This is a genomic window from [Flexibacter] sp. ATCC 35208 (genome assembly GCF_001975825.1).
GTDB lineage: Bacteria > Bacteroidota > Bacteroidia > Chitinophagales > Chitinophagaceae > Chitinophaga.
In genome coordinates this window covers 267,517-287,481 of sequence record NZ_MTKN01000002.1, presented here as the reverse complement: position 1 = coordinate 287,481, position 19,965 = coordinate 267,517, and the positions used below count along the sequence as shown (strand labels likewise).

Here is a 19,965-nt window from a genome sequence, read left to right as displayed (position 1 = left end):
AATTTAATCAAAAAGGGGGCGACTCATAAATATTATGAGGCGACTTTTTAATTCACTCAGGTGATCAGCAATTCTTCCACTGTTTCATTTTCCGGTAAAATTTGCAATCACTCAGGTGATCAGTAATTCTTCCACCCTTTCATTCCCCGGCAGATCTACCGCTACCACAATGACGCGGCCACCCGGCGGCAACACAGCTGCCTTATAATACCAATCCACGCCGTTCCTGCCTAACATGGCCGATCCTCTTTCGAGTATCACACCTGCATCATCTATCACCCTTACCTGCACATCCGCTACCCTGAATTCATCTTTTGCCGTTACCACCACATCCATATCTTCTAACCTGATATTCTGAATTTCCGGCGCACGGTAAGCATCCTTCACCGCCATATTATAAGCATTCTGCCCGGGGCCTGCCAAAGACTTATAATAAGCCTTTATCTCAGGGTCCTGTATGATCGCCTTTGCATAAGCTGCCGCAACGAGCATCTTGTACCTCGCTTCCAGCTGCTTTTGTGTCGGTTTTTTCTTTGACGGACCGCGCTTCTTCGCTATAATAATTTGCCCGTTCCGCCTGTAAATGGTGAATTGATTGCCGAGAGTGCCCTCCACGGCCTGAAGTAGTAAGTTGTCTTTGACAATAGCCATAACAAACAATTTTGGGGTTATAAGATCAATATTAAAACTATTCATTGAAATAATAACGCGACAATAACGCCAAATGAGTACTATTACTTCACTATATAGGTACCTCAATATCCAAAGGATATACAAATACCCTTTTAATGACCTTATGGTACCCTTATAGAAACGGCATTCTACTATACAAAGGGTATAAAAAAAGCCCCATCACTTTAGTGATGGGGCTTTTTTATAATATGTTCATTTATTTTATGCGAGGAGTTTTATCAGCGCTTTTACCTTTTGCTTATATGTCACCAGATCTTCCTGCGTTTGCTTAATAAAACTGTTATCATCCAACTTTCCCACTACCGCATCCATCTCTGCTTCATTTTCATAAGTCATCTTCCTGAATGGATTCTCATAATCTTTCGCTCTTGATTTCTGAATTCCCTCTGTCAATAACGTCTGTGTTTGTATGGATGCCTGCAAACATTCAATAAAGAAATCTGCATTAAAATCAGCGATTGTTTTTTCCTGTATAAACAGGAGCGATGCAATAGCATGCTGCAATTTGTCTGTAGCATACCGTTGACCTATCTCCTGGTATTGTGCATGCAGATCTGCCCAGCTGCTCACTTTCCCCTCCCGGATATCGCATTTCAAATCATGCAGGGTAGATGCCGGCATCAGCTGTCCGCCTACATTGTACCAGGGTTCACGCTGTGCGGTGAGTGCAATGTTGTGAATCGATTCAAATGTTTTAACCTCATTTGTTTCTACAAACTGTAGCACATTTTTTACTGCATAGAGTACGATCAATGCACGGAATAACGGGTAGGTTTTGTGCACTTTCAATAAGTGTACTTCCCGATTACTGTTCTCCACTCCTTTGATCAGTATCTTCAGTTTTGCTACATCCACAGGATGATTAAGCAGCAGATCCTGTCCTTTCTGGCGATAGTGTTGCTCCGTCAGTTCAGGGCAATCTGTTTCTGTATGCAGGTGCCATGCCTTACCAGTAGCGGCTTCCATCAGTGCCATGGCGTGAATCATTTCTTCCACGCTATCCGGCGCCAGGTAATCGTATTCTATCAGCTGTGTCTTATCTGTACGCTTGTCACGATCCAGGTATTTCCAGGAGTTACGCGCCAGTGCGTACATGTTGTGCAGGAACCAATAGCCTGTCATAATCTTCAGACAATTATGCTGCTCATCATTGATCACTAAACTAAATGGAAATGGAATATCCATCTCCTGCATATAGTTTCCTTTTGCAATCAGTGTAAAGGTGGCAAAGCGGGAATTGTGTTTTAAGCTCACGCAGAGACCCGGCCAGAAACCGCGCCCTGCAATGATTTCACCATCCGGACCTCTTGAGTTATGGTTGGAACCGATGGTGGCACCGGCAGCCATATTACTCTGTCCCATGATGAGGGCCGCACATAAAAAGGAGTTGTTATGGTGCTGCTCATGTGCCGGGAAGATCAATGAATTCAATACTTCGCAGCAGGAGATGGTGGCGTTGTTACCTAAATAAGAGTTGATGAGTCGCGCACCATACTTCAGCTGTGAATGTGATGCCATGATGAAGCGTACGGCTTTCACACCATAGAACACGCGACAGCCATAGCCTACTATACCATTCACCAGTTCACAACCTTCACCTATTTGTGTAGAGGCTTCTGCACTGCTATTGATGGTGACATTTTTAATTTTATTGGCGCCTTTCAGGTAAGCATCTGTGCCGATCATGACGTCTTTCAGGATCTTCACATTCTTGATCACACAGCGATCGCCTACCATACCATAGTAGCCACGTTTCTTATCAAACTGTTGTTCAGTAAAGGCTTTGAATTTTTCCTGGAGTTCCTTGTCGTCACGGTTACGGGTCCACAGCCATGCATCGCCGGGCAGCATACCATCGAAGGGCATGATCGATCTGCCACCGTTTTCATTGCATAGCTCCAGCCAGATACGCAGGTTTTCGGGTTCGCCTTCTTTCACGATCCCATTCCCGAATTTAGCATGACCGGTAGTGGCCATTTCATTTACATTACAGATCATCACATCGTTGCCGATCAGGTAATGCGACAGGAAGTTCACATTGTGCACGACTACATTGTCGCCAAAGTCGCAGGAAGAAATAGTACTGTTGTACAATCCTACAGGGAGGCGCAGGTTATGGAATTCCAGGAAGTAAGGTTCCAGTTTTCCAATACGCACAATACCAAAGAACTGGCAGTGCTTAACCAATTGGGGGTTGAACTCATTCGTGACAGAAATATTATTCCAGTTGTCAGAAGTGTTGTCATTTCTAACAAGCGTCTCTATCTCCAATGCAGATAGATGCCGGTAGATGTTTGACTTTCCCCACTGCTGATCGCGGAGATAGTATTCATCTTTTCCTTCCGGCAAATAAGGCGCTGCTACAAAATTGTACCCCAGCTCAGTGAGCGGTTTTTTCTGTATCAGGTTCATGTAAGCGTTTTGAGATTATTCAACAGTCACTGACTTCGCCAGGTTTCTTGGCTTATCCACATCATATCCTTTCAGAACGCCTATATGGTAAGCGAGTAACTGCAAAGGAATTACGGAAACAATAGGCGCCACGAGTTCATCTGCTTCAGGTATAACGATCACATCGTCTGCCATAGGCGGAATGGTGAGGTCACCTTCTGTAACCACGGCAATGACCTTGCCTTTGCGGGCCTTGATCTCCTGGATGTTGGATACTACTTTCTCATAATAGCTGTCGCGGGTAGCCACAAATACCACAGGCAGGTTTTCATCTACCAGGGCGATAGGGCCATGTTTCATTTCGGCAGCAGGGTATCCTTCTGCATGTATGTAAGAGATCTCTTTTAGTTTGAGTGCACCTTCCAGTGCTACAGGGAAGTTGTAACCACGACCCAGGTAGAGGAAGTCGCGGGCATCTTTGTACTTATCCGCGATTTTTTTGATCTGGTCGTTCAATTGCAGGGCGGTGGCTACTTTTTCAGGAATGTTGTCCAGTTCATCCAGCAGGTGCTGGAAGCGCTGTTCGGTGATAGTGCCCTTTTCCTGTGCTACTTTCAGACCAATGAGGCACAATACTGCCAGCTGGGCGGTAAAGGCTTTTGTACTGGCCACGCCGATTTCAGGACCGGCGTGTGTATAAGCACCAGCATCTGAAATACGGGCGATAGAAGAACCGACTACGTTGCACACACCGAGGATGGTGGCGCCTTTTTTCTTAGCGGCTTCAATGGCCACTAGTGTATCGGCAGTTTCGCCGGATTGAGATACAGCTATGATCACATCGCCTTCTCCAACAACCGGGTTGCGGTAGCGGAACTCAGAAGCATATTCAACTTCCACGGGAATGCGGCACAGTTCTTCAATCATATATTCAGCCACGAGGCCCGCATGCCAGGAGGTACCACAGGCCACGATGATGATGCGCTTAGCGCCTGCCAGTTGTGACAGGTGATCGCGGATACCACCGATGGTGAGGGTGCCCTTTTTGGCATCCAGACGGCCACGTAAGCTATCGAGGATCGTTTGTGGTTGCTCAAATATCTCTTTGAGCATAAAGTGGTCGTAACCGCTTTTTTCAATCGCAGCCAGTTCGATATCCAGTTTCTGGATATAAGGCGTCTGCCTTTCGTTGGAGATATTTTTCAGGATCAGTTCATCGGCTTTGATGATGGCGATTTCGTAGTCGTTTACATATACTACTTCTTTAGTATACTCTATGATCGGAGAAGCATCGGAAGCGAGGAAGTGTTCGCCTTTGCCTACGCCGATTACGAGGGGACTCCCTTTGCGTGCAGCGATCAGGGTATCAGGGTTATCCTCGTCCATGATCACGAGCACGTAAGCGCCTACCACTCTTTTCAGGGCGATGCGCAGGGCTTCTTCAAGGCCGCATTGATTGCTTTGCTGAATCTCTTCGATAAAGTGGATCAGGACTTCTGTATCTGTATCGCTGGTGAACACGTGTCCTTTGTTCAGCAGTTCCTGTTTCAGCTGGGTATAGTTTTCAATGATACCGTTGTGGATCATGGCCAGTTTGCCATTGCCCGACATATGGGGATGAGAATTTCTGTCACAAGGTTCGCCGTGGGTTGCCCAGCGGGTATGACCTATAGCAATATGACTACTTGTGTTCTTTCCGGTCAGGTGATCTTCCAGTTCAGAAACTTTACCTTTTTTCTTGTAGACCTTCAGTCCATCATTTATTAAAGCCACTCCGGCGCTGTCGTAACCGCGATATTCAAGCCTTTTTAATCCTTTGAGAACGATGGGGTAGGCTTCTCGTTGGCCTATATAAGCGACTATTCCGCACATATTGTTTTTCAGTTTTACATGGAGACGGGTTGCAATATGCCTAAAAAATGTGAAAATTCTACAAACAATGGGTAATAAAGTTTAAAGATAATCTAATGATCATGATATAGTTAAGCATATAAAGGCGGACTTATCCAGTTTCAAATGCGTAGAAAATGCGTAATTTGTCGCAGAAATTGAATCAGTTATCCTATGAGATATGTTGTAATATTATTGTTCTGCTGCATGGCATGCCAGCAGCCGTTACCAGAACGGCAGCAGGTACCCCTGTCAGAAGACAGTACGTTTCTGACTGGTGTTTTTTATCTCGTAAGGCATGCACAGGAATGTGATTCGATAATGCTTACAGACAGTGGCTATGCAAAAGCAGGTGCCCTGTACCGGTTCCTGAAAGACTCCGGTGTACAACGTATTTATATTACTCCATATGCTTCCGCAAAGGAAACGGCAGAATCACTCAGAATTTATTTAAATATAGATACGGTGACTTATCAACCTGATTCTTCAGGGGAGGGATTGTTGTATGAAATTACCCGCAGAGAAGACTGGGGCAAGCGATTGTTGATAATCGGGCAACAAAAAACACTGGTGCCAGTGATTCGTTCATTGAAAGCAAAGGCACCAGTGGATTCGGTAAAAGAAGCAGATTACAGTAGTTTATTTATTGTCCGCAAAAGCAGGGATACGGCCAGATGTAAGCGTATCCGGTATTAGAGCAATGTTCCTTTCATAAGGGCAAAAGCCACAGAGAAATAGATCAGCAACCCTGTTACATCCACCAGTGTGGCCACAAATGGCGCGGAAGAGGTAGCAGGGTCAGCCCCCAGCTTTTTCAGTATGAGGGGCAGCATGGAGCCGGAAAGGGTACCCCATAGTACTACGCCTACCAGTGATATACCTACAGTGAGACCTACCAGTATAGAATGCTCTCCATAGCTATGGAAGAGTGAATTCCAGAATACGATCCTGATAAAACCAATGATACCCAGTACCCCACCCAGCAGCAGGCCGGAAACGATCTCACGGCGCATCACTCTCCACCAGTCAGTCAGGGTAATTTCACCCAGGGCCATGGCCTGAATGATAAGGGTAGAGGCCTGGGAGCCGCTGTTACCACCACTGGAAATGATCAGTGGAACGAATAGTGCCAGTACGACTGCTTTGGCGATTTCACCTTCGAAAAAGGCCATGGCAGTAGCAGTGAGCATTTCGCCTATAAAGAGAATGACGAGCCAGCCTATGCGTTTCTTCACCAGCTTCAGGAGGGGAATGTCCAGGTAAGGTTCGTCCAGGGCTTCGGTACCACCGATCTTCTGGATATCTTCTGTATGTTCTTCGTTCGCAATCCACAACATATCGTCAATGGTCACGATTCCCAACAGGATACCTTCATCATCCACTACAGGGAGGGCTACCCGGTTCTCCATCCTGAAGATCTGGATGGCTTCTTCCTGTTCATCGTTCACGTGCAAGGCTACAAAGCGGTCGTCCATGAGGGTATGCACCATGGTGTCGGTGGCTACCAGCAGGAATTCCCTGATCCTGAAGTCATCGATCAGCTTGCCTTTTTCGTCCACTACATATATTACGTCGATGGTTTCACTATCCTTACCATATTCGCGGATGTAGTCCAGCACATGCTTCACGGACCATTCCTCCCTGACTGCGATGTAGTCGGGGGTCATGATACGGCCTACGCTGGTTTCTTTGTAACCGAGCAGGCTCAGGGTGATCTTGCGTTCCTCAGGATCCAGGAGCTTGATCAGTTCTTTTACCACATCGCTATGCAGTTCTCCCAGGAAGGAGGTACGGTCATCGGCAGGGAGCTCGTTGAGCAGTTCCGCTACTTTGGCAGCAGGCAATTCCCTGATCACATCTTCCTGGACATGGAATTCCAATATCCTGAAAGCAGCCGATGCCCGGCCTATGGACAAATTATTAATAATAATGCCCGCCTGCTCCGGCATTTCATGAATGAGTTCTGCTATATCAGTAATGAGCTGATCATCCAGGTACACTCTCAGTTCCTGGTAGCCTTGCTCTTTGATCAGCTGCTCAAATTTTTCCAGTAAAGCTTCATTTTCCATAGTCCAAAAGGCTGTCAGGTGGCGAAATTAAAGAAAGTTGAATTGGGAACATCACAATATCTCTGCCACATGCTTACGAATGTTGGCAGAAATAGTGTCTGTCGGCAGGTCATTGGCATCAAAACCAAATGGGTCCTCGATTTCCTCTGCGATCAACTCAAGGCTGGCCAGTACATAGAAAATGAAAACGACGATCGGTATGATCAGGAAACCTACGGTAAATACATATCCAAAGGGTAAGGTCATTACATAGAAGAAAATGAACTTCTTGATAAATACGCTATAGGAAAAGGGGATGGGGGTATTCCTGATACGTTCACAGGCGCCACATACATCCGTAAAAGCCTGTAATTCATCTTTAAGAAGGATCAACTGTTCGCCGGAGAGCTGCTGCTTGCGGTACAGGTCATTGACATGTGCAATAATCTGAACAGCTATCTGGTTAGGAACGTGTTTTTTATCATCCAGCGGGGCACCCTGGCTCAGGTCCAGTTCTTCAGGGATATATCTGGTGCGGAGGTGATTCTTAAGGGCATACGCATAATTGGGGATCATGACCCTGAAAAACTCTCTCGAAGCAGTATTGCTGGCAGGCAACATCGCATGTAGCTTGATAGCCAGATTGCGGCTGTTGTTTACCAGGCTACCCCAAAGCCGGCGGCCTTCCCACCAGCGGTCGTAGGCCGTATTGGTACGGAATACCAGTAACAGGGAGATAACAAACCCCAGCACACTATGCACAAAAACTATATTTTTCCATTCAGCTACGTCTGACAGGTGCAGTAATTTCAGCTCAAGAAGAGCAACCACAGCCGAATAACAACCAATGGCTATGAACATGGGGAACAACTTGCGTACAGTGTCGGCCTTGTGAATCCTGAATATAAAAGTGAACCAGGCCTTAGGATTGTAATCAATCATCTTTGAACGTTAGATTTCCGCAAACCTAAAATTTTTATGCCTGATTTTGATAACTTCTTCCTTTACCTTTACTTTACGAAGTTTTTACAGCTATATGATTAAACCATATTTATACGTCGATAAGACAAAAGGCAAAGGTCGTGGAGTGTTTACAAAAGATAAAATACCTGCGGGAACCAGAATAGAAACCTCGCCTGTACTCGTTTTATCTTATGATGACACTGAAATCGTGGATAAGACCAAGTTGCATAATTACATTTTTCTATGGGGTGTGCGTGAAACCCGTTCTTGTATAGCACTGGGTTTTTGCTCCATCTATAATCACTCCTACGACCCCAATTGTATATACGAAATGGATTTTGATGAAGAAACCATGAGTATCATCACCCGTAGAGAGATTAAGAAAGGAGAAGAATTGCAGATCAACTATAATGGGGATCCATCTGACTCATCAGCCGTTTGGTTCGATGTCAGGAAAAAATAATTAACATACCAGACGGTTAGTCTCAATAAAAGGAATTGAATAATTCCTTATTATTGTATCTAAATGTATAAGTGCTTATATAATTTACATGAGTTTCTATTCTTCCTTGGGCTTCCTGGTGTTTGGCAGCCGGTTACGGCGATTGAGTGAATACTTCCTGAGCGAGGTAAATAAGGTATATGAGCAGGCTGGAATACCCTTTGAAGCCAGCTGGTTTCCGGTGTTTTACATATTGGGCAAAGAACAGCCCATGCCATTGATTGATATTGCTGCACAGCTGGAAGTAAGTCACTCGGCTATCAGTCAGCTGGTGACAGGTTTGAAAAAGAAAGGGCTGGTCAGAACCGCTCCCTGTCCGGACGATGGGCGCCGGCAACTGGTAATGCTCAGTAAAAAGGGCGAGGAAATGCTGCAACAGATACAGCCAATATGGGAGGCAATTACGAAGGCCATGACCGAACTGGCGGATGAAAACAAAATGAGTAAACAGGTACTGGAAGCAGTAACTGCTGTGGAAAACAGTGTGGAAGCCGAACCCTTATCCACCAGGATCCTGAAAGCAATGAAATAACTAATTATAATGATACACCAATTCAAATACGGGGTAGATCAGCTCACTCCCGGTAAAGCCCTTGCCATTGCCGATGGGCAGGTAAAAGGGGTACTGGTGCCGGAAGTGGCTGATCGTATCGCTACCAGTTATGGTCACGTACAGACCATCGTCTCGCAACATAGTACGGTATATGGTATCAATACCGGTTTTGGCCCTCTGTGCGATACCCGCATCAATGAACAAGATACCCGGACCTTACAATATAATATACTGCAAAGCCATAGTGTGGGCGTAGGAAATCCAATCCCCATTACGGTAGCCAGAGTCATGCTCATTACCAAAGTGCATGCCCTGGCACAGGGATACTCAGGTGTAGCACCAGCTACCCTGGAGCGCATCATCTGGATGATCGATGCGCATATCACCCCAGTTGTACCTGAGAAGGGTTCAGTGGGTGCATCCGGCGATCTTGCGCCATTGTCACACCTCTTCCTGCCATTGATCGGATTGGGTGAAGTATATTATAAAGGTCAGCGCCAACCTGCGGCAGCTGTGTTACAGGCAGAAGGTCTGACCCCTGTGGCACTGGGCCCTAAAGAGGGATTAGCCCTCATCAACGGAACGCAATTTATTCTTGCCTTTGCGGTGACAGCATTACAACGACTACACAATGCTTTGGAAACCGCGGATATTGTAGGAGCATTATCACTGGAAGGCCTGATGGGTACTGCACGTCCTTTTGACCCCAGGATTCATGCCATCAGGCCATTTCCAGGCAATCAGCTGGTAGCACACCGCCTGAAGACGATGCTCGAAAACTCCGGCATCATGGCGGCACATGTGGATTGTGGCAGGGTACAGGATCCTTATTCCCTGCGCTGTATGCCACAGGTACATGGTGCTTCGCGCACTGCCTGGTTACATTTGCTCGACCTGGTAACGATTGAACTGAATGCCGTAACAGATAATCCTATCATCTTTAGTGCAGACGATACGATCAGTGGTGGTAACTTCCATGGTCAGCCACTGGCATTGCCACTGGATTACGCGACTGTGGCGGCGGCAGAACTGGGCAACATTTCAGATCGCCGTTGCTATATGATGATAGAAGGTAGGTATGGATTGCCAAAATTATTGATTGAAGATGCCGGGTTGAACTCCGGTTTTATGATACCACAGTATACCACGGCAGCGTTGGTCACTGAGAACAAAACGCTTTGTTTCCCTGCCAGCGCAGATAGCGTGCCTACTTCGTTAGGACAGGAAGACCATGTATCCATGGGCTCTATCAGTGGTCGCAAACTCCACCAGGTAATAGATAATCTCGAATATATACTCGCTATAGAATTGTTGTATGCCGCTCAGGCAGTGAATTTCAGACGTCCGCTCACATCAGGTCCGGTATTGGAAGCCGTACATGCCTTTGTAAGAGAGACGGTACCTTTCGCTACCAAAGACCGCATTTTCGCTTACGACATACAACAGTTACATACAATCGTACGCCAGCAATCCATCGTCAGGGTAGCCAATGAAACAGCCCTGGCCAATCATTTATCACTCAACGGTATTTATCATGACCAGTTTGGATTTTATTAAGCAATACGCAGCGCATCCCCATTACAAGGCCCCTCGTGGCCCTGAGCTGCACGCCCGCTCCTGGCAAACGGAGGCCCCCCTGCGCATGCTCCTGAACAACCTCGATGATGAAGTGGCGGAGAACCCTGATGAACTGGTTGTTTACGGTGGTATAGGTCAGGCTGCCCGCAATAAGGAAGCATTGCAAAAGATCATCGAAACCCTGCTTACACTGGATGAAGAACATTCACTATTAGTACAGTCAGGTAAACCGGTAGGTATCGTGCGTACACATCCGCAGGCACCCAGAGTGATGCTGGCGAATAGTAACCTTGTGCCGAAATGGGCTACCTGGGAGCATTTCAACGAACTGCGTGCAAAAGGACTGATGATGTACGGACAGATGACGGCTGGCAGCTGGATCTACATAGGTACACAGGGTATTCTGCAGGGTACCTACGAAACCTTTGTGGAATGCGGCCGTCAGCACTTTGATGGCGACCTGAAAGGGAAACTGCTGGTTACTGCCGGCATCGGTGGTATGGGTGGTGCACAGCCACTGGCCGCTACTATGGCGGGTGCTGTGTTCCTGGGTGCAGATGTGGATGAGAGCAGGATCAGAAAACGTATTGGTACTAAATACATCGATCGTATCACGCATTCTTATGAAGAAGCCATTAGCTGGGCCAAAGAAGCGATGGCAAAAGGAGAAGCCCTGTCTATCGGACTGGTGAGTGATGCTGGTGATATGCTGGAAAGATTATTGCAGGATAATATTATACCTGATATATTAACAGATCAGACTTCTGCACATGATCCTATCAATGGTTATATACCAAACGGTTTGACACTGGCAGCAGCCGCTGACCTGCGTAAAAAAGATCCTGCTGCTTACAAACAACAATCGTTGAAAAGTATGGCAAGACACGTAGGTTTTATGCTGGAATTACAACGCAAAGGTGCCATCACTTTTGACTATGGTAATAACCTGCGTGAGTTTGCAAGAGAAGGCGGAGAGCCGAATGCATTTGATTTTCCGGGGTTCACACCTGCCTATATCAGACCACTGTTCTGCGAAGGGAAAGGTCCTTTCAGATGGGTAGCATTATCAGGTGATCCACAGGATATTTATACAACCGATCAGGCCTTGATGGAAGCATTTCCTGACAACAAGCCTTTGATCAACTGGTTGAAAAAAGCACAGGAGAAAGTCGCCTTCCAGGGATTGCCTGCCAGAATATGCTGGCTGGGAATGGGAGAGCGTGAAAAAGCGGGCCTGATCTTCAATGAACTGGTGCGCAGTGGTAAAGTGAAAGCACCTATTGTGATAGGAAGAGATCATTTGGATTGTGGTTCTGTGGCTTCTCCCAACAGGGAAACAGAATCTATGAAAGATGGTTCAGATGCGGTATCTGACTGGACATTGCTGAACCTTATGGCCAATACAGGTGGTGGTGCTACCTGGGTATCCTTCCATCATGGTGGGGGAGTGGGCATGGGTTATTCACAACATGCAGGCATGGTGGTACTGGCAGATGGCACTGACAGGGCCGCAGCTTGTTTGCAAAGGGTATTATTCAATGATCCTGCATTAGGCATTTTCAGACATGCAGATGCAGGATATGAAAAAGCACAGGAAATAGCCATTCAATTTGATTTGTACAGATGAAACTTATAGGACCATTTTCACAGATCATACCCCTTACAGGATTGCCTTTGAAGGGAGCATTGCCCGATGCACAGCTCACTGTCATTGAAGATGGAGGTGTGGTCACGCACGAAGGAAAGATTCTAGCAGTCGGTGATTACAATGAACTACGTAATCAGTATTCCCATGCACTGCCAGTGTTGATATATGGTCCGGCGGTATTACTGCCGGGCTTTATTGATTGCCACACGCATATCTGTTTTGATGGTAACCGAAGCCGTGATTATGCCATGCGCATAGCGGGGAAGACGTATCTCGAAATTGCACGTGCAGGTGGTGGTATATGGGATTCTGTGATGAAGACGCGTGCGGCATCTACTGAGACATTGAGAACAAATACAGCTGAAAGAGCGAACAGGCATTTGCAGGAAGGGGTGACTACGATTGAAGTGAAGAGTGGATATGGTCTGTCAATAAATGAAGAGATCAAGATGTTGCAGGCGATCAGACAGGCTGGCGAGCTTACGAAAGCTACGCTGGTGCCTACTTGTCTGGCAGCGCATATGATGCCGAAAGATTACACGGGTGCTGATTATCTGGAAGAAGTAGTCGCGCAATTACTACCAGCTATTCATTGTAAAAGAGTAGACATCTTCATAGAAGAAACTGCCTTTAGTGCAGCAGAAGCATTGCCTTATTTACTAAAAGCAAAAGAACTGGGCTTTGCATTAACTGTACATGCCGACCAGTTTAGTAGTGGCGGTTCTGCCATAGCGATAGCAGCAGGCGCCTTGTCAGCAGATCACCTGGAAGCCAGTAATGAAAATGATATCACACGGTTGGCCAATGCAGATATCGTATCTGTCGTGCTACCCGGTGCTTCTTTAGGCTTAGGCATGCACTATGCACCTGCGCGTAAGCTATTGGATGCGGGTGCCTGTGTAGCCATTGCGAGTGACTGGAATCCGGGTTCTGCGCCGATGGGAGATCTGCTATTGCAGGCGGCGGTGATGAGTGCAGCAGAAAAATTATCTACGGCAGAAGTATTGGCTGGCCTGACTGTCAGAGCAGCGAAGGCTTTGGATATAAATAATATAGGACAACTGGCCGAAGGCTTTGCGGCAGATATGCAGGTATATTCTACTAATGATTACAGAGACCTTTTGTATTATCAGGGAAAAATGAAACCTTCGCAGGTCTGGAAAGGAGGAGAAAAAATATGAAAGCGTATTATCAACAACCGGTAGCATGGACCGGCAGAATAGATGGCACAGATGAAGAAGTAAGCCGCTGGCATCAGCAGGTGAAATGTGTAGACTTATCGGAACCTTTGCCTCCCGGCAATGGTGTAGTGCTGCTGGGGTTTGCTGTAGATGAAGGTGTGCGGAGAAACAAAGGACGGGTAGGTGCTGCTGCAGGTCCGGCTACGTTGCGGCAGGCGATGGGTAGTTTTCCTGTACACTTTGATGGTTTGCTGATGGATGGAGGAAACATTATCTGTCCTGACGAGGATCTGGAAGCGGCACAACAAGCATTGAGTGGCGCGGTGCAATTAATAAAACGTGCGGGACATACTCCTATACTATTAGGAGGTGGGCATGAGATCACTTACGGTCATGCACATGGGTTGTACCAATCCTTGCCCGGTGAGCAATTAGGGTTGATTAACTTCGATGCACATTTTGACCTGCGTACGGAAGGTGTTAGTTCCGGAACAGGTTTCTGGCAATTATCACAGCAGCATTCACCTTTTCAATATCTCGCTTTAGGTATTCAGCAATTAAGCAATACACAACAGTTATTCAGAATAGCAGGAGAACTGGATGTACAATATATAGAGGCTGATGCATTTCACTTTCAGGATCGTACATTGTTGAAAGTAGTGGTAGAGGAGTTTATCAAAAAGGCAGACAAATTATACCTGACTATCGATCTGGATGTATTCGCCGCAGCATATGCACCGGGGGTAAGTGCAACTGCATTTAATGGCATTCGCCCGGATGGTTTGTTTTTAGAATGTTTTCGTACAATCCTTCACAGTGGCCAACTAGCGGGCATGGATATAGCAGAATTGAATCCTTCTTTCGACGTTGATCAGCGTACGGCGAGACTGGGCGCTGCATTAATTTTTGAAGCAGTCACTTATTTATTAAGTAATAAATAATATTATCTTTGGGTCAACCCAAATTTTTATATTTAATGAAAAGAATCCCTAAGCTTCTATTGGTAGCTGCAATGTTCGTAGCACCGATGTTCGTGAACGCACAAAAAATTAAAGTCCTCGAAGGCGATTTATCCCAACTAAAAGGTACTACAAAGCTGAACACTGAATTTGACTATGAGCATGTTGGTGTTGGTAGCTATGCCGATGAAAATGATTACATCGCAAAAAAATCAGAAGCCTACAACAAGAAAGAACCTGGCAGAGGCGACAAATGGGCCAAGGCCTGGAGGGACGACAGACCTAAAAGGTTCGAGCCAAAATTCAACGAATTGTTTACTGAGTACAGTGGAATGTCTGCTGGAAAGTATCCTAAAGCAAAGTACACGTTGATCTTCAAAACTACTTTCATTGAACCTGGTTACAATGTAGGTGTAACGAGAAAGAATGCAAGATTAAATGGTGAAGCCTGGATTGTGGAAACAGGAGACCACAGCAAGGTAATTGCAAAGATTAAGGTAGATAAAGCACCAGGCCGTGTATATGGCGGTTTTGACTTTGATACCGGTGTGAGGATCCAGGAAGCTTATGCAGCAGCAGCAAAAGCGATGGCGAAGAAGATTAAGAAAAAAGCGAAGTAATTTAAAAAGGCGGGTGTGTACCACCCGCCTTTTTAATTAGAATACAATGGTTTTATTTCCATGAATAATTACCCGGTCATCGATATGTGCAATCACTGCTCTTGTTAACACCTGCCTTTCTATATCTCTACCTAACATAATCAGGTCCGTTACTTCATGTTTATGGCTCACCCTCGCTACATCCTGGTCAATGATCGGCCCTTCGTCCAGGTCGTCCGTTACATAGTGGGCAGTAGCGCCTATTAACTTCACACCTCTGTTATAAGCGTTTCTATAAGGGTTTGCTCCTGCAAATGCCGGGAGGAAACTATGGTGAATATTGATGATCCTACCTGGGAATACGCTCACAAAACCGGGGGAAAGGATCTGCATATAGCGTGCAAGCACGATAAAATCAGCATTCGCCCTTCTGATCAGTTTAATCGCTTCCTGTTCCTGCAATGCTTTATTGCCTGCATCTACAGGCAGGTAATGGAAAGGAATTCCGAAGTCTTCCACGAATTGTTTTAACTCAAGGTGGTTAGAGATCACCAGTGGAATATCTACAGGCAATTCCCCACTGCGCCAGCGCCATAGTAATTCCATGAGGCAATGGTCATAGCGGGATACCATAATCACCATTTGTTTACGACGATCGGTGTAGTCAATCCGCCATTCCATTTGTCTGGGAGCGGCAACTTTTTCCTGGAAATCTTTTTCCAGTTGTTCTTTGGTAAAGGAGGGGTTTTCCAGTTGGAAAGACATGCGCATAAAGAAGAGTCCTTCTTTGGGATCCGTACTGTGCTGGCTGGCGTCAAGGATATTTGCACCACTGGCGTACAGGAACTGGGACACACCGGCCACGATACCAGGGCGGTCTGGACAGGAGATTAATAGCTTGCCGGTTATATCAGTCTGCATAAAAATGAAATATATATGGATATGTAAAATACGAAAGGGAAAGGATTCCGGGGATTTTTTTCTAACGGTCAATCAATCCCGAATACTTACTTTATTTTTGGGCCTGCTAAGGGAAATACATGAAGAAGATAGGATTAATGTCAGACACGCATAGCTACCTCCATCCACAGGTTTTCAAATACTTTGAAAAGGTGGATGAGATCTGGCATGGAGGTGATATTGGTACCACATCCCTCGCGGATGAACTGGAAGCTTTCAAACCTTTCAGGGCCGTTTTCGGCAATATCGATGGCAAGGACATCCGGGTGCGTTATCCCGAAAATCTATTCTTTGAAGTAGAAGGCGTAAAAGTATTTATGACACATATTGGCGGTTATCCGGGAAAATATGCACCGGGCGTCAAAGAGTTATTGTTGAGAAATGCCCCCAAACTGTTCATCTGCGGTCATTCGCATATCCTGAAAGTGATGCCGGACCCGGCTTTGCAACTATTACACATGAACCCGGGTGCATGTGGCCAGCAAGGCTGGCATAAGGTAAAAACATTATTGCGGTTCGATGTAAACGACGGAAATATCAGCAATCTGGAAGTCATAGAGTTGCCAAAATAATACGGAAACCGGCACTCGCACATTAATGGTATTAATTATTCAGGCACCAGTATATTTAGTGCTGCTGCAAATGCGGGGTATGCCTATACATTAGTTTACAAACAACATTTCTTCCTCACATTATCACTCTCCGGCAGTTTGGGTGGTAACTATACCCATTTGTTCAGAGATGAGGAGAATGACCTCCGCAAGTTTGGGGTTCAGATAAACAATACGGTCCGTGCATCTATCGGCTATAATTCCAGTAAGTATTTTGCCGGCATTCACTATGTGAATCTGACTACGCGTAGTCAGTCACCCATTGAGCATACTTTCCAGACCATTGGTGCAGGCAACTTCAGGGTAAGTGTCGTGAGACGGTTTGGATTAAAGCGAGAGCTTTTCTAATTCCCTGTGTATATTTTCCTTCGCTACAGTATCGAACCGTTCTCTGAATCCAGCTGTCTTATAGATAGAGGGTTGATCCAGGAAGTACTGTAAGATTTTTTTCCTGCCTGGTACATACACTGTGTCCGGGTATATACCATACTCCTTCCGTATATTCTTCGCATATGTCTGATACATACGTTCAGGTCCGCTCAGTATAAACAGGTCAAAGTCCAGGAAGCAATCCAGGTCGGCATCTCCATTGGGATTTTCATGCGATTTTGTGGCTCTGATGTATGCCGATACGCGTGCTATCTTCTCTGCAGGATAGCTGGTTTGCTCCAGGAATTGGGTAGCAACCAATGCACTTCTTTCTTCATTATCCGCTCTCTGTACATCATAAATGATGTCGTGGAAAAATACGGCCAGTTGCAGGGCTTCAAGATCGTGTACGAGGTGGTTGTATTCATCTATGAATACGAGCAATGTCTGAACATGATCCAGATTATGGTAATACCTGTGTGATTCACTGTAATGGGCTAGTATGGAATTAAAGCCCTCCTGCACCAACGACTCGTCGTTGGTATAGTTGCTCAAGAGGCTTTCCCAGACATAAAATAGTGGATGGGATTTCATGGCCTAAATGTAGACAAAAAAAAGACTGACTTAAATGCTAAGTCAGTCTTTTATCATTACTAATGACAGTCTTTTGATTATGCTTTCGCGAACTCGGCACGGATAACGTTCAGTGCACCACCTGCTTTGAACCACTCAATCTGTTGTTCATTGTAGGTATGGTTTACTGTGATTTCGTCCTTGCTACCATCTTTGTGGTTAGCCACCACAGTCAGCGGTTTGCCGGGAGTGAAGGTAGTGAGACCAAGGATATCGAATGTATCGTCTTCCTGTATCTTATCGTAATCTTCTTTGTTAGCGAAGGTGAGGCCGAGCATACCTTGTTTTTTCAGGTTTGTTTCGTGGATACGGGCAAAAGATTTTACCAGGATCGCGCGAACACCCAGGTGACGTGGTTCCATAGCAGCGTGTTCGCGGCTGGAGCCTTCACCGTAGTTCTCATCACCTACTACAATTGAACCGATACCAGCAGCTTTGTAAGCACGCTGCGTAGCAGGTACAGCACCGTATTCGCCAGTCAGCTGGTTCTTAACGGTATCAGATTTATCGTTGAATGCGTTGATCGCACCAATCAGCATGTTGTTAGAAATGTTGTCAAGGTGACCACGGAATTTCAACCATGGACCGGCCATAGAGATATGGTCAGTGGTACATTTACCTTTCGCCTTGATCAGCAGTTTCAGTCCTTTCAGATCAGTACCTTCCCATGGTGCGAAAGCAGCCAGCAGTTGCAGACGATCGCTGGTAGGAGAAACCACTACCTGTAAACCGCTACCATCAGCAGCTGGTGCCTGGTAACCTGGATCATCTACAGCAAAGCCTTTCACAGGCAGTTCAAAACCGGTTGGCTCATCCAGCTTCACATCCTGACCATCCTTGTTTTTCAGGGTGTCAGTCAGTGGGTTGAAGGTCAGAGTACCGGCGATAGCCAGTGCGGTTACGATTTCAGGTGAAGCTACAAAAGCGTGGGTACCTGCCAGACCATCATTTCTCTTAGCGAAGTTACGGTTGAAGGAAGTGATGATAGAGTTCTTACGGTTAGGATCGTCGATGTGACGTGCCCATTGACCGATACAGGGACCGCAGGCGTTAGCCAGTACTACACCACCGATCTGGTTGAAAGTGTCCAGCAGACCATCTCTTTCGATCGTGAAGCGAACCAGTTCAGAACCGGGGGTGATAGTATATTCAGATTTAACGGGCAGATTTTTGTCGATAGCTTGTTTAGCGAGGGACGCTGCACGGGAAATATCTTCGTAAGAAGAGTTGGTGCAGGAGCCGATGAGGGCTACTTCCAGTTTTTCAGGCCAGTTGTTTTCTCTCACTGCCTGCGCGAATTTAGAAATAGGCCATGCCAGATCAGGCGTAAATGGACCATTTACATGTGGTTCAAGTTCGTCGAGGTTGATTTCGATGACCTGATCGTAGTATTTAGAAGGATCTGCGTACACTTCTGCATCAGGGCGCAGGTGATCTCTCACACCGTCAGCCAGGGAAGCGATTTCGCTACGCTCAGTCGCCTGCAGGTAAGCAGCGATCTTACTATCGTAAGCGAATACGGAGCAGGTAGCACCGATTTCAGCACCCATGTTACAGATAGTACCTTTACCGGTAGCGCTCAGGCTATCAGCACCTTCACCGAAATATTCAACGATACAGCCGGTACCACCTTTTACAGTCAGTACACCTGCTACTTTCAGGATAATGTCTTTAGGAGAAACCCATCCGCTCAGTTTACCCGTCAGTTTTACGCCGATCAGTTTTGGCATTTTCAGTTCCCATGCCAGACCTGCCATTACGTCAACAGCGTCAGCACCACCTACACCGATAGCGAGCATACCCAGACCACCAGCGTTTGGCGTGTGGGAGTCCGTACCGATCATGAGGCCACCTGGAAAAGCATAGTTTTCCAGAACAACCTGGTGGATAATACCAGCACCTGGTTTCCAGAAGCCAATACCATATTTATTGGAGATAGAGGAAAGGAATTCGTAAACTTCCCTGTTGGTGTCATTAGCAGTTGCCAAATCGGCTACTGCGCCTGTTTTAGCTTGAATGAGGTGATCACAGTGTACAGTAGAGGGAACTGCTACCTTAGCACGGCCGCAGGTCATAAACTGTAACAAGGCCATCTGTGCAGTGGCATCCTGCATCGCAACGCGATCGGGTGCAAACTCCACGTAAGATTTACCTCTCTCATATGCCGATGTGGTCGGCGAGTATAAGTGAGCATACAAGATCTTTTCTGATAGTGTGAGCGGGCGTCCTAACAGCTTACGGGTAGCTTCCACCTTACCCGGGAGTGCCGCATACACTTTTTTAATCATTTCGATATCAAACACCATGGAAAAAAATATTTAGACCAATTAAAAATGCACCGCAAAATTAACTAATTCCGGCTAGTTTATAAAAGATATGTGGTCGAT

Annotated in this window: 18 protein-coding genes; 10 read left to right on the top strand and 8 right to left on the bottom strand. The window is 46.2% G+C overall.

Annotated features, from left to right (window positions below):
• Positions 1–111: 111 nt before the first annotated feature.
• From BW716_RS02660 to glmS, 3 genes are all read right to left on the bottom strand, one after another.
• Complete coding sequence (locus BW716_RS02660; RefSeq protein ID WP_083720681.1) at positions 112–651, bottom strand: hypothetical protein; 540 nt, start codon at positions 649–651, stop codon at positions 112–114.
• A 243-nt stretch (positions 652–894) separates the two neighbouring features.
• Positions 895–3,105 carry a DUF4954 family protein gene (locus BW716_RS02655; protein ID WP_083720679.1) on the bottom strand — a complete coding sequence of 737 codons (2,211 nt, stop codon included), beginning with the start codon at positions 3,103–3,105 and terminating at the stop codon, positions 895–897.
• Positions 3,106–3,120: 15 nt separating this feature from the next.
• Positions 3,121–4,956: a glutamine--fructose-6-phosphate transaminase (isomerizing) gene (gene glmS / locus BW716_RS02650; RefSeq protein ID WP_083720677.1), complete on the bottom strand. Its 1,836-nt coding sequence runs from the start codon at positions 4,954–4,956 to the stop codon at positions 3,121–3,123.
• 192 nt (positions 4,957–5,148) lie between these two features.
• Between glmS and BW716_RS02645 the strand changes: the two genes are divergently transcribed.
• Entirely contained in the window at positions 5,149–5,670 is a 522-nt protein-coding gene (locus BW716_RS02645) for a histidine phosphatase family protein (RefSeq protein WP_143708698.1), read from the top strand.
• Here BW716_RS02645 and mgtE read toward each other — a convergent pair.
• The gene (gene mgtE, locus BW716_RS02640; RefSeq protein WP_083720673.1) at positions 5,667–7,043 is read right to left on the bottom strand and encodes a magnesium transporter; all 1,377 of its coding nucleotides are present in this window, start codon (positions 7,041–7,043) and stop codon (positions 5,667–5,669) included. The two genes, BW716_RS02645 and mgtE, sit on opposite strands and share 4 nt — an antisense overlap.
• A gap of 51 nt (positions 7,044–7,094) precedes the next feature.
• Entirely contained in the window at positions 7,095–7,964 is an 870-nt protein-coding gene (locus BW716_RS02635) for a bestrophin family protein (protein WP_083720671.1), read from the bottom strand.
• A gap of 94 nt (positions 7,965–8,058) precedes the next feature.
• Between BW716_RS02635 and BW716_RS02630 the strand changes: the two genes are divergently transcribed.
• From BW716_RS02630 to BW716_RS02600, 7 genes are all read left to right on the top strand, one after another.
• Positions 8,059–8,448, top strand: a complete 390-nt coding sequence (locus BW716_RS02630) for an SET domain-containing protein (RefSeq protein WP_083720669.1) — start codon at positions 8,059–8,061, stop codon at positions 8,446–8,448.
• Positions 8,449–8,536: 88 nt separating this feature from the next.
• Positions 8,537–9,019, top strand: coding sequence for a MarR family winged helix-turn-helix transcriptional regulator (locus tag BW716_RS02625; RefSeq protein WP_083720667.1), 483 nt, complete (start codon positions 8,537–8,539; stop codon positions 9,017–9,019).
• A 9-nt stretch (positions 9,020–9,028) separates the two neighbouring features.
• The gene (hutH, locus tag BW716_RS02620; protein ID WP_083720665.1) at positions 9,029–10,597 is read left to right on the top strand and encodes a histidine ammonia-lyase; all 1,569 of its coding nucleotides are present in this window, start codon (positions 9,029–9,031) and stop codon (positions 10,595–10,597) included.
• Entirely contained in the window at positions 10,575–12,245 is a 1,671-nt protein-coding gene (gene hutU / locus BW716_RS02615) for a urocanate hydratase (protein ID WP_083720663.1), read from the top strand. Before hutH ends, hutU begins: the two co-directional genes overlap by 23 nt.
• A complete protein-coding gene (gene hutI / locus BW716_RS02610; protein ID WP_083720661.1) occupies positions 12,242–13,447 on the top strand; it encodes an imidazolonepropionase in 1,206 nt (401 codons plus the stop codon). Before hutU ends, hutI begins: the two co-directional genes overlap by 4 nt.
• Entirely contained in the window at positions 13,444–14,388 is a 945-nt protein-coding gene (gene hutG, locus BW716_RS02605) for a formimidoylglutamase (RefSeq protein WP_083720658.1), read from the top strand. Before hutI ends, hutG begins: the two co-directional genes overlap by 4 nt.
• A 35-nt stretch (positions 14,389–14,423) precedes the next feature.
• On the top strand, positions 14,424–15,026 hold the full coding sequence (locus tag BW716_RS02600) for a hypothetical protein (RefSeq protein WP_083720655.1): 603 nt from the start codon (positions 14,424–14,426) through the stop codon (positions 15,024–15,026).
• Between the two features lie 36 nt (positions 15,027–15,062).
• Here BW716_RS02600 and purU read toward each other — a convergent pair whose 3' ends face one another.
• Entirely contained in the window at positions 15,063–15,926 is an 864-nt protein-coding gene (gene purU, locus BW716_RS02595) for a formyltetrahydrofolate deformylase (RefSeq protein ID WP_083720653.1), read from the bottom strand.
• 119 nt (positions 15,927–16,045) lie between these two features.
• Between purU and BW716_RS02590 the strand changes: the two genes are divergently transcribed.
• Both BW716_RS02590 and BW716_RS02585 read left to right on the top strand, forming a co-directional pair.
• Entirely contained in the window at positions 16,046–16,537 is a 492-nt protein-coding gene (locus tag BW716_RS02590; RefSeq protein WP_083720651.1) for a metallophosphoesterase, read from the top strand.
• 21 nt (positions 16,538–16,558) lie between these two features.
• Positions 16,559–16,924 carry a DUF4421 family protein gene (locus BW716_RS02585; RefSeq protein WP_083720649.1) on the top strand — a complete coding sequence of 122 codons (366 nt, stop codon included), beginning with the start codon at positions 16,559–16,561 and terminating at the stop codon, positions 16,922–16,924.
• On the opposite strand, the gene BW716_RS02580 is transcribed toward BW716_RS02585, so the two are convergent.
• Together BW716_RS02580 and BW716_RS02575 are read right to left on the bottom strand one after the other, a co-directional pair.
• Complete coding sequence (locus tag BW716_RS02580) at positions 16,904–17,539, bottom strand: hypothetical protein (RefSeq protein WP_083720647.1); 636 nt, start codon at positions 17,537–17,539, stop codon at positions 16,904–16,906. The two genes, BW716_RS02585 and BW716_RS02580, sit on opposite strands and share 21 nt — an antisense overlap.
• A 77-nt stretch (positions 17,540–17,616) precedes the next feature.
• On the bottom strand, positions 17,617–19,884 hold the full coding sequence (locus BW716_RS02575) for an aconitate hydratase (RefSeq protein ID WP_083720645.1): 2,268 nt from the start codon (positions 19,882–19,884) through the stop codon (positions 17,617–17,619).
• Positions 19,885–19,965: the final 81 nt, after the last annotated feature.

Bases quoted from the DNA above. Each gene is read 5' to 3' on its own strand.
- BW716_RS02580 (WP_083720647.1), bottom strand. From the start codon at position 17,539: ATGAAATCCCATCCACTATTTTATGTCTGGGAAAGCCTCTTGAGCAAC.
- hutG (WP_083720658.1), top strand. From the start codon at position 13,444: ATGAAAGCGTATTATCAACAACCGGTAGCATGGACCGGCAGAATAGAT.
- BW716_RS02660 (WP_083720681.1), bottom strand. From the start codon at position 651: ATGGCTATTGTCAAAGACAACTTACTACTTCAGGCCGTGGAGGGCACT.
- BW716_RS02625 (WP_083720667.1), top strand. From the start codon at position 8,537: ATGAGTTTCTATTCTTCCTTGGGCTTCCTGGTGTTTGGCAGCCGGTTA.
- BW716_RS02630 (WP_083720669.1), top strand. From the start codon at position 8,059: ATGATTAAACCATATTTATACGTCGATAAGACAAAAGGCAAAGGTCGT.
- purU (WP_083720653.1), bottom strand. From the start codon at position 15,926: ATGCAGACTGATATAACCGGCAAGCTATTAATCTCCTGTCCAGACCGC.
- mgtE (WP_083720673.1), bottom strand. From the start codon at position 7,043: ATGGAAAATGAAGCTTTACTGGAAAAATTTGAGCAGCTGATCAAAGAG.
- hutH (WP_083720665.1), top strand. From the start codon at position 9,029: ATGATACACCAATTCAAATACGGGGTAGATCAGCTCACTCCCGGTAAA.
- BW716_RS02590 (WP_083720651.1), top strand. From the start codon at position 16,046: ATGAAGAAGATAGGATTAATGTCAGACACGCATAGCTACCTCCATCCA.
- hutI (WP_083720661.1), top strand. From the start codon at position 12,242: ATGAAACTTATAGGACCATTTTCACAGATCATACCCCTTACAGGATTG.
- BW716_RS02655 (WP_083720679.1), bottom strand. From the start codon at position 3,105: ATGAACCTGATACAGAAAAAACCGCTCACTGAGCTGGGGTACAATTTT.
- BW716_RS02575 (WP_083720645.1), bottom strand. From the start codon at position 19,884: ATGGTGTTTGATATCGAAATGATTAAAAAAGTGTATGCGGCACTCCCG.
- BW716_RS02645 (WP_143708698.1), top strand. From the start codon at position 5,149: ATGAGATATGTTGTAATATTATTGTTCTGCTGCATGGCATGCCAGCAG.
- hutU (WP_083720663.1), top strand. From the start codon at position 10,575: ATGACCAGTTTGGATTTTATTAAGCAATACGCAGCGCATCCCCATTAC.
- BW716_RS02635 (WP_083720671.1), bottom strand. From the start codon at position 7,964: ATGATTGATTACAATCCTAAGGCCTGGTTCACTTTTATATTCAGGATT.
- glmS (WP_083720677.1), bottom strand. From the start codon at position 4,956: ATGTGCGGAATAGTCGCTTATATAGGCCAACGAGAAGCCTACCCCATC.
- BW716_RS02600 (WP_083720655.1), top strand. From the start codon at position 14,424: ATGAAAAGAATCCCTAAGCTTCTATTGGTAGCTGCAATGTTCGTAGCA.